At 67.5% G+C, this 13,620-nt stretch carries 12 protein-coding genes; 11 read left to right on the forward strand and 1 reads right to left on the reverse strand.

The window, feature by feature from the left end; genetic code table 11:
- Positions 1-66 precede the first annotated feature (66 nt).
- Both AB3K92_RS10345 and AB3K92_RS10350 read left to right on the forward strand, forming a co-directional pair.
- The gene (locus AB3K92_RS10345; protein ID WP_059488935.1) at positions 67-1,110 is read left to right on the forward strand and encodes an alpha/beta fold hydrolase; all 1,044 of its coding nucleotides are present in this window, start codon (positions 67-69) and stop codon (positions 1,108-1,110) included.
- Positions 1,110-1,655: a cytochrome P460 family protein gene (locus tag AB3K92_RS10350; protein ID WP_060160024.1), complete on the forward strand. Its 546-nt coding sequence runs from the start codon at positions 1,110-1,112 to the stop codon at positions 1,653-1,655. The genes AB3K92_RS10345 and AB3K92_RS10350 overlap by 1 nt, the downstream gene beginning before the upstream one ends.
- 235 nt (positions 1,656-1,890) lie before the next feature.
- On the opposite strand, the gene AB3K92_RS10355 is transcribed toward AB3K92_RS10350, so the two are convergent.
- Positions 1,891-3,147 carry a virulence factor gene (locus tag AB3K92_RS10355; protein ID WP_226281727.1) on the reverse strand — a complete coding sequence of 419 codons (1,257 nt, stop codon included), beginning with the start codon at positions 3,145-3,147 and terminating at the stop codon, positions 1,891-1,893.
- A gap of 258 nt (positions 3,148-3,405) precedes the next feature.
- Here AB3K92_RS10355 and AB3K92_RS10360 point away from each other — a divergent pair, with 258 nt between their 5' ends.
- From AB3K92_RS10360 to AB3K92_RS10400, 9 genes are all read left to right on the forward strand, one after another.
- Positions 3,406-3,732 (forward strand): DUF4148 domain-containing protein, encoded by a 327-nt coding sequence (locus AB3K92_RS10360; protein WP_059494485.1) that lies wholly within the window; start codon positions 3,406-3,408, stop codon positions 3,730-3,732.
- Positions 3,733-3,825: 93 nt separating this feature from the next.
- The gene (locus AB3K92_RS10365; protein ID WP_059494487.1) at positions 3,826-4,617 is read left to right on the forward strand and encodes an alpha/beta fold hydrolase; all 792 of its coding nucleotides are present in this window, start codon (positions 3,826-3,828) and stop codon (positions 4,615-4,617) included.
- Between the two features lie 76 nt (positions 4,618-4,693).
- A complete protein-coding gene (locus tag AB3K92_RS10370; protein ID WP_059494489.1) occupies positions 4,694-6,094 on the forward strand; it encodes an amidase family protein in 1,401 nt (466 codons plus the stop codon).
- Between the two features lie 422 nt (positions 6,095-6,516).
- A complete protein-coding gene (locus tag AB3K92_RS10375) occupies positions 6,517-6,987 on the forward strand; it encodes a rhodanese-like domain-containing protein (RefSeq protein WP_021156736.1) in 471 nt (156 codons plus the stop codon).
- Positions 6,988-7,015: 28 nt separating this feature from the next.
- The gene (gene epsC / locus AB3K92_RS10380; RefSeq protein WP_069254189.1) at positions 7,016-7,954 is read left to right on the forward strand and encodes a serine O-acetyltransferase EpsC; all 939 of its coding nucleotides are present in this window, start codon (positions 7,016-7,018) and stop codon (positions 7,952-7,954) included.
- 8 nt (positions 7,955-7,962) lie between these two features.
- On the forward strand, positions 7,963-8,184 hold the full coding sequence (locus tag AB3K92_RS10385) for a helix-turn-helix domain-containing protein (protein ID WP_021156738.1): 222 nt from the start codon (positions 7,963-7,965) through the stop codon (positions 8,182-8,184).
- Between the two features lie 138 nt (positions 8,185-8,322).
- Positions 8,323-9,255, forward strand: a complete 933-nt coding sequence (locus tag AB3K92_RS10390; RefSeq protein WP_021156739.1) for a family 2A encapsulin nanocompartment shell protein — start codon at positions 8,323-8,325, stop codon at positions 9,253-9,255.
- A complete protein-coding gene (locus AB3K92_RS10395; protein ID WP_369464965.1) occupies positions 9,230-11,230 on the forward strand; it encodes a family 2A encapsulin nanocompartment cargo protein cysteine desulfurase in 2,001 nt (666 codons plus the stop codon). Before AB3K92_RS10390 ends, AB3K92_RS10395 begins: the two co-directional genes overlap by 26 nt.
- A 770-nt stretch (positions 11,231-12,000) precedes the next feature.
- The gene (locus tag AB3K92_RS10400; RefSeq protein WP_021156742.1) at positions 12,001-13,560 is read left to right on the forward strand and encodes a methyl-accepting chemotaxis protein; all 1,560 of its coding nucleotides are present in this window, start codon (positions 12,001-12,003) and stop codon (positions 13,558-13,560) included.
- Positions 13,561-13,620 lie beyond the last annotated feature (60 nt).

Genomic DNA, 13,620 nt, shown 5'->3' on the forward strand with positions numbered 1-13,620 from the left:
CAGATTCCCGAGTGCCCGCACGTGCCGCGGTCACCTTCCTTAGCGATCGACACTGGAGAACGAGTCATGCCCGAAACCGTGAACACCCGCCGCCGCCTGATCCTGGGTACGACGCTGGCGAGCCTCAGCCTCGCCGACCTCGGCTTCAGCGCCCTGGCGCACGCGCAGTCGGCGCCCGATGCAGCGCCTGCGAAGCGCGCGGCCGGTGCCGCGTCGCTGGGGACGATCCACCAGATCGACGCGGGCGTGCTCAACGTCGGGTATGCGGACCTCGGGCCGAAGAACGGCCCGGTCGTGTTCCTGCTGCACGGCTGGCCGTACGACATCTACAGCTATGCGGAAGTCGCGCCGCTGCTCGTCGCGGCCGGCTATCGCGTGATCGTGCCTTACCTGCGCGGCTACGGGTCGACGACGTTCCGCTCGGCCGACACGGTGCGCAACGGCCAGCAGGCCGTGACGGCCGTCGACATCGTTGCGCTGATGGATGCGCTGAAGATCGACCGGGCGGTGTTCGGCGGTTACGACTGGGGCGCGCGCACGGCCGACATCATCGCGGCGCTGTGGCCGCAGCGCGTGAAGGCGCTGGTGTCGGTGAGCGGCTACCTGATCGGCAGCCAGGAGGCGAACCGCAAGCCGCTGCCGCCGCAGGCCGAATTCCAGTGGTGGTATCAGTTCTACTTCACGACCGAGCGCGGCGCGCTGGGCTACGCGGCGAACCGCGATGCGTTCAACAAGCTGATCTGGCAGCTCGCATCGCCGAAATGGCAGTTCTCCGACGAAACCTACGCGCGCACGGCCGCGTCGTTCCAGAACCCCGATCACGTGGCCGTCGTGATCCACAACTATCGCTGGCGTCTCGGGCTCGCGAAGGGCGAGGCGCAATACGACGACCTCGAGCGGCGCCTTGCGGCCGGCCCTGCGATTACGGTGCCGACGATCACGATGGAAGGCGATGCGAACGGCGCGCCGCATCCGGAACCGGCCGCGTACGCGAAGAAGTTCACCGGCAAGTACCAGCACCGCACGATCACCGGCGGCATCGGCCACAACCTGCCGCAGGAAGCGCCGCAGGCGTTCGCGGATGCGATCCTGCAAGTGGAGCACCTGTGATGCGGGCGCGCATGGGTCGCGTGCGGCGCGGCGTGCGCCGCGGGTTCGTCGCGGGCGTGCTGCTGGCCGGCGCGTGGTCGGCGAGCGGCCCGGCCGCGTTCGCGGAGCAGCCGAAGCCGGCTGCCGCCGCCGCGTCGCCGATTTACGGCGTGACGATCCCGCCCGGCTACCGGAAGTGGGAAATGGTCGCCCCGGCCGAAGAAGCCGCGCCGCTCGATGAACTGCGTGTCGTGCTCGGCAATCCCGTCGCGATCCGTGCGCTCGAACAGGCGACGCTGCCGTTTCCGGACGGCACGATCCTGGTGAAGCTCGCGTACAAGCGCAAGCAGTCCGACGAGTTCGCGCCGGCGACGGTGCCCGGGCAGGCAACGACCGTGCAGGTGATGGTGAAGGACTCGCGCCGCTATGCGTCGACGGGCGGCTGGGGGTTCGGGCGGTTCATCAACGGCGTGCCGGCCGATATCGGCCAGCACCAGACGTGCTTTGCGTGCCACCAGGCGCGGGTGAAGAATCACGATTACGTGTTCACGCGGCTGGCGCCGTGACGGGGGCGTGAGCAAGGTGAGTCGCCGGGATGCTCGCGGCTCATTAACGTCCCGTCACCGGTGGCGAATGGTGTGCGACTGCTCGCCCCATAACCTCGCTCGTGCTGGCTCCGGATTCGACCCGGCCGCCGTAGGCGCGTCGCCTGCGTGGCCGATTCCCGTATTGCGTCCATTCCCATGAATGACTCGGCGACGCGATCCTGGTCGCACGGATCGCGCCTCCGAGCCATCTGCGTCACCACGAATAGCCCTGCATTCCGTAATTGGTGTCGTGCCGGCGTCCCCACCACGGCAGGTACGCATTGTTCCCGCCACGCGCGCGGAACCAGTCCTTGTCCGGATCGATCGGCGTGAGCGTCGACGGTGGCCTGACGACGACCGCGACGGGATGCTCCGGGTCGGTCGTGCCGGCGACCAATGCGTTACCGCCGAAGTGATTGATCCGGCCGATCGCCAGCGCAACGTCGGTCAAGGCGCTGCCGGTTCCCATGTCACCGAGCAGGGCGGCCGTGTTGAAGGCCTGTTGCCGGGGATCGTATTCCGGGAGCGTTTCCGTCAAGGTCTGCGCGAGTGCGACGAGACGTGACGAGGCCGCGTCACTGCCTTTCCCTGCGTCGTGCACGATGTACTCGAGATCCGGGACTGCGACGCCAGCATTGCGCGCTGCCTGGTCGACGGTCGCTTTCCACGCCTGCACGGTTCGCGTCGTGCCGACCTTCGGCGAGAACGCTTGCGTGTTGCCGGTGGCGGCCTTGCCGATCCAGGCGAGCGGTTCGCGCTGCGTGTCGAAGTTCGGGCCGGCGAGAAACAGCACGACGAGGTTCTCGTTGATCTGCGCGTCGAGCGGCGGAAAATTCGGCGCATCCCAGTTCACCACCCACGCGGTCTTGTCGGGGTTGTCCCGCAGGTAGTCCAACGCCTTGTTCAGCGCCGCGAAGCCGGCGTTCGCGCCGCCTTGCGTGATTTGCACATCGGGCAGTGTGTCGCGGCTCCACATCGTCGGGAAATACCGATTGCCCATCGAAAACGTCTTTCGAATCGAGTTTTGCAAATAGCTCTGCGATTCGTCCGCCTCGAGTCGCTCCGGAATCGCAAGCTCGACGCGAATGCCTGCCAATTCGCGCCAATCCTTTTTGTTGGCGGGCTGTACCGTGTAGAAGTATTTGGGATTGGAGGCATAGCGCGAATGAAGCAGCAGCGGAAACCTATACATGTACTTGTGGTAGAAGCCCTTGAACGTCTCCGTGCCTTCGTTGCCGTATGCGATACCCGCTACCGATTGCAGCGTAGTAAAGGACTTCGGATCGGTGCAGACCATATCGTCGTTCTTGTTGGGTGCGGCGAGCCCCTGCGTCCACAACGTCAGAATGTGTTTCCGGGCAGGAATCAGGTGTGTTGCTTCGTCACTGGAAAAGCGCGGCAGAAGCAAGCGGTTTCCCCATCCGTCGAGATGGTCAGGTCCGTCATTAGCCGAAGCCGCCGGGTGACGCACTTGTACTCGGCGCCGTGTCCTGATCGGCCGGTGATTGAGTCGATATCGTCCGTACCTGCATGGCGAATTCGACGAGTTTGTATCGCACTGTATCCAGCGCTGCTCCGGAAACATCGGATTGCACTGAAACCCTGCTTCAGAAACATGCCGGATACGTGGGCGGGTTCTACTGTCGACATGCAGGAAACGTTCGATGCCAGACGATCTGGATCGGATGCCGAATGATCGACCGACCTACTTCCTTCAAGGAGAACCCTCATGAAAGCCGCTCGCATCCTCGCCGTTGCCGTCCTCGCCGCCGTCCCCACCCTGTCGTTTGCCGATACCGGCCACGGCCTCACGCGTGCCGACGTGCGCGCCGAACTCGTCCGCCTGGAACAGGCCGGCTACAACCCGGCGCGTAGCGAACCGCATTACCCGGAAGACGTCGCCGCCGCGCTGCAGGTCGCGCGTTCCGACCAGAACGGCCCGTCGAAGTCGCAAGGCGACAACGTGGCCGACGCATCAACGCGTGCCGGCCATCGCGACGCGGCGCAAGCGCATTCCGCGCACAACGCATACGACGACCTGTACGCGCATTCGTGATCCGGTGCCGCGCCTGCCTCGTGCGCAGGCGCAGCCGCCACCGCGGCACGTTCAGACAACACAACACAACACAACAGAGCAAGGAGCAAGACGATGGCCGGTTTGATGAAGCGCGTTCTGGTGTCCGCCGCGGTGATCGGCGGACTGTTCGGTGCGGCCGCGGTGCAGGCTGCGCAGAAGGACGACCTGAAGGGCACGAACGTCGTGCTCGTGCACGGCGCATTCGCCGACGGGTCGAGCTGGAACCGCGTGATTCCGCTGCTCGAGGCGCGCGGGCTGCACGTGGTGTCGGTGCAGAATCCGCTGAGCTCGCTCGCCGACGATGCAGCCGCGACGAAGCGCGCGATCGACGAGCAGAAGGGGCCGGTCGTGCTGGTCGGCCATTCGTGGGCCGGCGTCGTGATCAGCGACGCGGGCAACGACGACAAGGTGAAGTCGCTCGTGTACGTCGCCGCGTTCGCACCCGACAACGGCCAGTCGATCGCGGACGTCACGCAGGGGCTGCCGGCACCCGCATGGGCCGGCGAACTGCGCAAGGATGCGGGCGGCTTCGCCACGTTGTCGGACAAGGCGATCGCGCAGGATTTCGCGCCGGACCTGCCGCCCGCACAGCAGCGCATCGTCGCGGCGACCCAGGGGCCGTGGTACGGCGGTTGCATTTCGGAGAAGGTCACGCAGGCCGCGTGGCATGTGAAGCCGTCGACGTTCGTCGTCGCGACGCAGGACCGGATGATCGATCCGAAGCTGCAGGAAACGATGGCGAAGCGGATCGGCGCGACGGTCGCGCGCGTGAACGGCAGCCACGTGTCGATGCTGAGCCAGCCGAAGGCCGTGGCCGACGCGATCATCGCGGCGGCGGAACGGGCGAAGCAGGAAACGCAGTGAGTGAACGCGGCACCGCGCTTTCGCAGGCAAGCGCGGTGGCGCGAGTGACGGAGATGTCTTTTCACGAGGAGGAGTCATGACGCAACTGTGGCAACTGCCGGCAACCGAACTCGCGAAACGCGTCCGGCATCGTGACGTGTCCGCGCGCGAAGTCGCGGACGCCGTGCTCGATCGTCTCGACGCGGTGAATCCGGCGATCAACGCGGTGATCGAACACCGGCCCGACGACGTGCGGCGTCAGGCCGACGAAGTCGATCGCGCGATCGCGCGCGGCGACGATCCGGGGCCGCTCTCGGGCGTGCCCGTCACCGTGAAGATCAACGTCGACCAGGCGGGTTTCGCGACGACCAACGGCACGCGCCTGCAGGAGAACCTGATCGCGCATGCCGACAGCCCGGTGGTCGGCAACCTCAGAAAAGCCGGCGCGATCCTGCTCGGCCGCACCAATTCGCCGACGTTCGCGCTGCGCTGGTTCACGTCGAATCTCGTGCACGGCCACACGCGCAATCCGCGTCATCCGTCGCTGACGCCGGGCGGATCGAGCGGCGGCGCGGCGGCGGCCGTGGCCGCGGGAATCGGCCCGCTTGCCGTCGGCACCGACATCGGCGGCTCGGTGCGTTACCCCGCCTACGCATGCGGCGTGCACGGAATCCGGCCGTCGCTCGGGCGCGTGCCGGCGTTCAACGCGTCGTCGCCCGAGCGGGCGATCGGTGCGCAGTTGATGTCGACGGCCGGCCCGATCGCACGCACGATCGACGATCTCGCGCTCGCGCTGCGTGCGTTCGCCGCGCCCGACCCACGCGACCCGTGGCACGTGGCGGTGCCGTTCGACGGGCGCGAGGTGCCGAAGCGCGCGGCACTATGCGTGCGGCCGGGCGGCCTGCAGGTCGTGCCCGAAGTCGAGGCCGCGTTGCGCGATGCCGCGCGACGGCTGGTCGATGCGGGCTGGACCGTCGACGAGATCGACGACACGCCGCCGATGCGTGAGGCCGCACTGTTGCAGGAGCAGCTCTGGCTCGGCGACGGTTTCGATGCACTGGCGAACGCGGTTGCCGGCGACGGCGATCCGGGCGCGGCGGCGGTGGTCGAGGCCGTGCGCGGCAAGGTGCGCGACCTGCCGGCCGATGTGATCGGTCGCGCGCTCGTCCGGCGTACGACGCTGACACGGCAGTGGCGGCTGTTTCTCGATGAATATGCGGTCGTGTTGCTACCGGTATCGTCGGAGCTGCCGTTCCCGGACGATCTCGACCGGCAGGGGCAGGACGGGTTCGATCGCGTGTGGGAGGCGCAGCTCACGTTGCGCGCGCTGCCGGCGATGGGGCTGCCGGGGCTTGCCGTGACGACGTCACTCGAGAATGGCGTGCCGGTCGGCGTGCAGGTGGTCGCCGCGCACCATCGCGAGGATCTGTGCCTGCTCGCCGGGCGCGACATCGAAGCGCGCGGCGTGCCGGTTGCGCCGGTCGACCCGGTACAGTAACCGGCAGACGCACAAGCGAATGCGTCGGCGATGCCCGTCAGGCATCGTGCAGACGCGTGCCGGCAGCAGGACTTCTTGCGTCATCCATGCAGGCGCGCCAGCGCCTGCATCCCGTTTCGGATTTCATCGCAACGCGCCACCCGCCGCGTTGATCGTCTCCCGCGATTCCTTTCGAATGCCTTCGATGCGCGACATCGAACGGCCACCATTGCGCCTGTTCTGCTCACCCGCGAGCCCGCGGCGATAGCGCGCGTCTGCTATTGCATTCCCCGCAACGCTGATTAGGAAATGAATTTTTATTGGTTCAGCTTCCCCGGCCGCCCTCGCATAGTGGCGCTGACGGCTATAGACAGCACGCAAGCTGCAACGGCCGCATTCCCGGTGTTTTTGTTCATACGAATCCGCGAAAACAAGGAAGTGTCATGACGGTTGAACTGGAAGAACGAACTGCTGCGCAGCAGGCGCTCGAAGACGCGCGCGCGGCCGCTGCGGCGGCCGGCACGCCCTATGCGGGCGGTGTCGCGCCGGAAGTCGCGTGGGCGCTGTTCTCGTCCGGCGATGCGCTGCTGGTGGATGTGCGCACCGCCGAGGAACGGAAATTCGTCGGTCACGTGCCGGAATCGCTGCACGTGCCGTGGGCGACCGGCACGAGCCTGACGCGCAACCCGCGCTTCGTGCGCGAACTGGAAGCGAAGACGGGCAAGGCGGCCGTCGTGCTGCTGTTGTGCCGGAGCGGCAACCGCTCGGCGCAGGCGGCCGAGGCCGCGACGAAGGGCGGCTTCACGCAGGTATTCAACGTGCTCGAAGGGTTCGAAGGCGATCTCGACGAACGGCAGCATCGCGGCGGCAGCAATGGCTGGCGCTTTCGCGGCCTGCCGTGGGCACAGGACTGATTCACGGCCGAGACAGGGAGAACGCAGCATGGCCGCATTCGACATCGACGACATCGTTCAATCGCTGCAGACCGTACGCCGCGCATGGCGCGAGAAGCAGCGGCGCTCGCTCGAACCGGGCGGGCGCGACCTGCCGGCGCGCGAAGCGCTCGCGCAGATCATCGGCGCGCTGAAGGGCGTGCTGTTCCCGATGCGGCTCGGGCCGCCCGAGCTGCGCCAGGAGAGCGAGAACTTCCACGTGGCCCATGCACTCGACGCGGCGCTGAACGCGCTGCTCACGCAGGTCAAGCTGGAATTGCGCTACGCGGCGCGGCAGCGCAATGCCGACGGGCCGGTCGATCATGTCGACGAAGTCGCGTCGACGGCCGTGCAGGCGTTCGCCGCGCGCCTGCCCGAGATCCGCCGGCTGCTCGACAGCGACGTGCTGGCCGCGTTCCACGGCGATCCGGCGGCCGGCAGCGTCGACGAGGTGCTGCTGTGTTATCCGGGCATCCTCGCGATGATCCATCACCGGCTCGCGCACGAGCTGTACGGGCTCGGCCTGCCGCTGCTCGCGCGGATCATCGCCGAACAGGCGCATGCGGAGACCGGCATCGACATCCATCCGGGCGCGCGCATCGGCGCGGGCTTCTTCATCGACCACGGCACCGGCGTCGTGATCGGCGAGACGGCGATCATCGGCGAGCGCGTGCGCGTGTACCAGGCCGTCACGCTCGGGGCGAAACGCTTTCCGCGCGACGCGGCCGGCCATCTCGAGAAAGGGCTCGCCCGGCATCCGATCGTCGAGGACGACGTGGTGATCTACGCGGGCGCCACGATCCTCGGCCGCGTGACGATCGGGCGCGGCGCGGTGATCGGCGGCAACGTATGGCTCACGCAGGACGTGGCGGCCGGCGAGAACGTCACGCAGGCGGTGCTGCGCAGCGAAGCGAACGCCGCGCCGCGCGCGGCGGCGCGTGTCGCATAGGAGGCGCGATGAGCGACCTCATCCATCACTTCGGCGCCAACGTGCGCAGGCTGCGCGAAGCGCGCACGTGGTCGCAGGAACAGCTGGCCGAGCATGCGGGGCTGAACCGTTCGTATGTCGGCGAGATCGAGCGCGGCGAGGCGATCGCGTCGATCGTCACGGCCGACAAGATCGCGCGCGCGTTCGACGTATCGATCTCGACGCTGCTGCCGGGCACGTTCGTCACCTGAGGCCGCCTCGTCACCTTTCCCTTTCGGTCGCACGCGGCATGACGGCTATAGCATGTTGAGCCGGCAGGTGCGTGCTTCCGATAATCACCCAGCGTCATAAGCAATCCCGTTTTTCATCTTAAGAACCCGGAGCCACACATGTCGACCGTTGCAAGCGGCACGGCTGCGCTGAGCGATCACGCCGCCCGCCAACTAGCGAACGCTACCAAGACCGTCCCCCAGCTTTCCACGATCACGCCGCGCTGGCTGACCCATCTGCTGCAATGGGTGCCGGTCGAAGCGGGCATCTATCGCCTGAACCAGGTGAAGAACCCGGAAGCCGTGCGTGCCGCGTGCACGCAGCTCGAGGACGAAAGCGTGCTGCCGCAGACCTTCGTGCCGTATGAAGAACAGCCGCGCGAGTATTTCCTGAACGCGGTGAGCACCGTGCTCGACGTGCATACGCGGATCTCCGATCTTTACAGCAGTCCTCATGACCAGATCAAGGAACAGCTGCGCCTGACGATCGAGACGATCAAGGAGCTGCAGGAAAGCCAGCTGATCAACAACCCCGACTACGGGCTGCTCGCGAACGTGACCGACGACCAGCGGATCTTCCCGCTGACGGGTGCGCCGACGCCGGACGACCTCGACGAACTGCTGACCAAGGTGTGGAAGGAACCGGCGTTCTTCCTCACGCACCCGCTCGCGATCGCCGCGTTCGGCCGTGAATGCACGCGGCGCGGCGTGCCGCCGCCGACGGTCAGCCTGTTCGGCTCGCAGTTCCTCACGTGGCGCGGCATTCCGCTGATCCCGTCGGACAAGGTGCCGGTCGCGGACGGCAAGACGAAGATCCTGCTGCTGCGCGTCGGCGACAAGCGTCAGGGCGTGGTCGGCCTCTATCAGCCGGGTGTCGCGGGTGAGCAGGGCCCGGGCCTGTCGGTGCGCTTCATGGGGATCAACAACCAGGCGATCGCGTCGTACCTGATCTCGCTGTATTGCTCGCTCGCGGTCCATTCGCCGGATGCGCTGGCTGTCCTCGATGACGTCGAAATCGCCAAGTTCCATGACTATCCCGACACCTACCGTTAATCCCGGCCTGGCCGGCGGCGACGCGCACGCGCTGCCGCACGCGCCGTTGCCGGCCGGCTTGCCCGATCCCGCGACGCTGGCGCGGCTCGCGTCCGAGTTCTTCTCGACGCCGCCCGGGCAGGCCACCGCGCCCGGGGTGTCGGCGGGCAGCGGTGCGGTCGGCGGCGTGCCGTCGGCCTTGCCGGCCGCCGCGCCGATCCTTGCGTCGGTGAGCAACCCGGTTCCGGGCGGCTCGCCGCTCGCGGGGCCGGGCGGCGCGGGCACCGGCGTGCCCGGTCTCGCGCTCCCGCAAGGGAAAGTGCCCGGCGCGAACCTCGCGCCGTCCGCACCGACCCACGTGCTGTCGCTCGGCAACCGCGCACCGGCGCTCGCGCCGCATGCGGCCGCGCAGAACGGGCTGCCCGACAACGCCGTGTCGATCGCGCCCGCGCTCGAACCGCGCGTCGGCGGCGCGGCGCTCGGTGTGCCGCAAGTGAATGCGCCGGCGCCGGACGGTGCGGCGAAGGCATCGCCGTACTACTTCACCGACGGTTCGCTGCAGGGCTGGCAGGCGACGCCGCAGGACATCGTCGTGCCGTCGAACGGCCTCGCGTCGCCGGAAGCGTTCGGGCTGCCGGGCGACGACGCGCTGCGCGAACTGCTCGCCGTGCATCGCGACGTGCCGGCGTCGCGCGCATCGGGCAGCGAGGTGCCGCGTTATTTCATCGACGATACGCACGCCGCCGAGCCGCAAGGTCAGTTGTATCGCGGCGCGCACCCGCCGTTCGACGTGAACGCGATTCGCCGCGATTTCCCGATCCTGCAGGAGCGCGTGAACGGCAAGCAGCTCGTCTGGTTCGACAATGCGGCGACGACGCACAAGCCGCAGGCCGTGATCGACCGCCTCGCATACTTCTACGCACACGAGAACTCGAACATCCACCGCGCGGCGCATGCGTTGGCCGGCCGCGCGACGGATGCCTACGAGCATGCGCGGGAAACCGTGCAGCGCTTCATCGGCGCCTCGTCGCCGGACGAGATCGTGTTCGTGCGCGGCACGACCGAGGCGATCAACCTGATCGCGAAGTCGTGGGGCGTGCAGAACGTCGGCGAAGGCGACGAGATCATCGTGTCGAACCTCGAGCATCACGCGAACATCGTGCCGTGGCAGCAGCTTGCCGCGCTCAAGGGTGCGAAGCTGCGCGTGATTCCGGTCGACGATTCGGGGCAGGTGCTGCTCGACGAATACCGGAAGCTGCTCAACGACCGCACGAAGATCGTGTCCGTCACGCAGGTGTCGAACGCGCTGGGCACGGTCGTGCCGGTGAAGGAGATCGTCGAGCTTGCGCATCGGGCGGGCGCGAAGGCGCTCGTCGACGGCGCACAGTCGATCTCGCACATGCGCGTGGACGTGCAGGCGCTCGATGCGGATTTCTTCGTGTTCTCCGGGCACAAGATCTACGGGCCGACCGGGATCGGCGTCGTGTACGGCAAGCGCGCGATCCTCGACGACATGCCGCCCTGGCAGGGCGGCGGCAACATGATCGCGGACGTGACGTTCGAGCGCACGGTGTTCCAGCCGCCGCCGAACCGGTTCGAGGCCGGCACCGGCAACATCGCGGATGCGGTGGGGCTGGGTGCCGCGCTCGACTACGTGAGCCGGGTCGGCATCGAGAACATCGCGCGCTACGAGCACGACCTGCTCGCGTATGCGACGAGCGTGCTCGCACCGGTGCCGGGCGTGCGCCTCGTCGGCACCGCGCGCGACAAGGCGAGCGTGCTGTCGTTCGTGCTGAAGGGCTATGAGACCGAGGAAGTCGGGCAGGCGCTGAACGAAGAGGGCATCGCGGTGCGCTCGGGGCATCATTGCGCGCAGCCGATCCTGCGGCGGTTCGGGCTCGAGGCAACGGTGCGGCCGTCGCTCGCGTTCTATAACACGTGCGACGAAGTCGATGCGCTGGTGAGCGTCGTGAGAAGGCTGGCGACGCGACGCTGACGCATGTCGTCCGCGAGGAGCCCGCTTGTGGCGCCCGGCAACGGGCTGTCGCAAGCGGGCTCATTTGCATGGCGATGCGGGCATGACGCGCCGCTCGACGTTCCGTGAGCATCTATCCGTCGCGCTCCATCCTCCATAGCCCGGCCGCTGGCACCGGATCGGCAACCGGCGCATCGACGGGAGCGCCATTGCGCCGTGCGTTGCGCCTGGCATCCCGCCGCGGCGGCCAGAGCCGGTCGTCGCGCCGGTGCGCGGCGCGGCGCTGGGCGATCGCGGTCGAAGCGGTGATCACGAAGTTCGGGCATGGCCCGGCCAGGCTGCGCAGCGGGACGCTGGCGAGCAGCGGTCCTGCGGGTTGATTGCTCGCCGGGTGGCTGAGGCATTATCGGCGAGCTTCGGGCAGGACGGTCGAATGGTTTGGTATCCAGATCAATTCGCGTGGAAGCCGGTACGCAGCGAGCACGGTCGAAAGCAGCCCGACGTGAGCGCAGGGGCGCATTGGCGTGCGATCACGCGACACGCGCGCCCGCCGGCGCCCGGGCACCCGGATATTCATCGGACGATTCGGCGTGCGAGCGTTGCACACCTCGCTATCACGGACTTGTGCGGATCACAACTCGCCGCTTCTGGAAACGTCCGTTACGGATTCCGCGTTAATCCCGGCGTCACTTTGGTCGTTATCGGGAAGTCGACCTTGCACGTGCCGTACCCGACTGGTTTCACGCGCATGCGTCGCATGCACCGGCGGCGTGCTCAACGCTCTCCTGACCATGATCAAGAATTTCAGCATTCGCACCCGTCTGGCGCTGGCGATGGGTTTTCTCGGAGTATTGCTGGTCGTCGGCGGCATCATCGGCGTGGTCGGCATGGCAATCGGAAACAACGACGTGAAGACGCTCTATTCCGAACGGCTCGCTTCGTCGGAGGCGCTCGGGCAGGCGAATGTCGCGCTGTCGAGGACGCGCCTGTGGCTGTATCGCATCGCGCTCGATCCTGCCAGCGACGAAGTTCCGCAGGAAACCGGTGTGGCCCGCGACATGCTGGCCGCATCGAGGAAGGCATGGGACGCCTATCGTGCGCTGCCGTTTTCCGGCCCCGAAGAGGCCCGCCGCGCGGCCGACGCCGGCAGCAAGTTCAAGGCGCTGGTCGACAACGGTCTGGAGCCGATGTTCGAGGTCATCGCCACCCATGATGCGGCCAAGATTCCGGAAGTCTGGCGACGCATCCCGCCGTCGCTGTTCATCGACGCGTCCGACGCCATGGATGCGCTCGGACAGCTCCAGATCACGGCTTCGCGGGCGACATTCGATGCCGCGCAGGCGCGCTTCCACTGGTTCATCGGCATGGCGTTTGCCGGGAGCCTGGTCGCGCTCGGGGCGGCCACGCTGACATGGTGGTCGCTGCAACGGGCGATCGGCACACCGCTGGCGAACGCACTGGGCCATTTCGGCGCCATCGCCGAAGGCGACCTGACGACCCGGGTGGAGGTTCATTCGACCGACGAAATGGGGCAACTGCTGACCGGCTTGCAGACGATGCAGGGCGAACTGCTCCAGACGATCCGGGCGGTGCAGAACGGCTCGCACGCGATCGACGCCGCCGCTCGGGAGATCGCGGAGGGCAACATGGATCTGTCCCAACGGACCGAGGAGCAGGCCGCGTCGCTGGAGGAGACGGCCGCGTCCATGGAGCAGCTGACGTCGACGGTTCGCCAGAACGCCGAGAACGCGAAGCAGGCCAGCCAGGTGGTGAGCGACGCGGCGCTGCTGACCGAGCAGGGCAATCAGGCCGCGCAAGAGGTCGTCAGGACGATGCGGGGGTTGTCGGAATCGTCAGGCAAGATCGCCGAGATCATCACGGTGATCGAAGGCATCGCTTTCCAGACCAACATCCTGTCGTTGAACGCCGCGGTCGAAGCCGCCCGGGCCGGCGAACAGGGGCGCGGGTTCGCGGTCGTGGCGGGCGAAGTGCGCTCGCTGGCCCAGCGCAGTGCCGCGGCATCGCGTGAAATCAAGGAACTGATCACGGATTCGCTCAGGCGCGTCGACACCGGCGCACGGCAGGTCGATCGCGCGACGGGGACGATGACGGAAATACTGGCGTCGGTGCGACGGGTCGACGTACTGATGAGCGAGATTACCGCCGCGTCCGACGAGCAGTCGCGAGGCATCGAGCAAGTCAATCAGGCCGTCGCGCAGATGGATCAGGTGACGCAGCAGAATGCCGCGCTGGTGCAGCAGGCATCGGCTGCTGCGGCGGCGCTGAAAGCGCAGGCGGGGCAGCTGGAAGCGACGATCGCGGTATTCCGGATCGATGCCGCCCGCGCCTGATTCGACGCCGGGGCATCCGGTCGCGAAGGACGCACCGTGTCGGGATCGTTCCCGCTCCGC

Source organism: Burkholderia sp. Bmkn7, assembly GCF_041103175.1.
Classification (GTDB): domain Bacteria; phylum Pseudomonadota; class Gammaproteobacteria; order Burkholderiales; family Burkholderiaceae; genus Burkholderia; species Burkholderia cepacia.

What these genes read in the sequence shown, in the direction of transcription:
- AB3K92_RS10345 (WP_059488935.1), top strand. Translation starts at nt 67, where the DNA reads ATGCCCGAAACCGTGAACACCCGCCGCCGCCTGATCCTGGGTACGACG.
- AB3K92_RS10350 (WP_060160024.1), top strand. Translation starts at nt 1,110, where the DNA reads ATGCGGGCGCGCATGGGTCGCGTGCGGCGCGGCGTGCGCCGCGGGTTC.
- AB3K92_RS10360 (WP_059494485.1), top strand. Translation starts at nt 3,406, where the DNA reads ATGAAAGCCGCTCGCATCCTCGCCGTTGCCGTCCTCGCCGCCGTCCCC.
- AB3K92_RS10365 (WP_059494487.1), top strand. Translation starts at nt 3,826, where the DNA reads ATGGCCGGTTTGATGAAGCGCGTTCTGGTGTCCGCCGCGGTGATCGGC.
- AB3K92_RS10370 (WP_059494489.1), top strand. Translation starts at nt 4,694, where the DNA reads ATGACGCAACTGTGGCAACTGCCGGCAACCGAACTCGCGAAACGCGTC.
- AB3K92_RS10375 (WP_021156736.1), top strand. Translation starts at nt 6,517, where the DNA reads ATGACGGTTGAACTGGAAGAACGAACTGCTGCGCAGCAGGCGCTCGAA.
- epsC (WP_069254189.1), top strand. Translation starts at nt 7,016, where the DNA reads ATGGCCGCATTCGACATCGACGACATCGTTCAATCGCTGCAGACCGTA.
- AB3K92_RS10385 (WP_021156738.1), top strand. Translation starts at nt 7,963, where the DNA reads ATGAGCGACCTCATCCATCACTTCGGCGCCAACGTGCGCAGGCTGCGC.
- AB3K92_RS10390 (WP_021156739.1), top strand. Translation starts at nt 8,323, where the DNA reads ATGTCGACCGTTGCAAGCGGCACGGCTGCGCTGAGCGATCACGCCGCC.
- AB3K92_RS10395 (WP_369464965.1), top strand. Translation starts at nt 9,230, where the DNA reads ATGACTATCCCGACACCTACCGTTAATCCCGGCCTGGCCGGCGGCGAC.
- AB3K92_RS10400 (WP_021156742.1), top strand. Translation starts at nt 12,001, where the DNA reads ATGATCAAGAATTTCAGCATTCGCACCCGTCTGGCGCTGGCGATGGGT.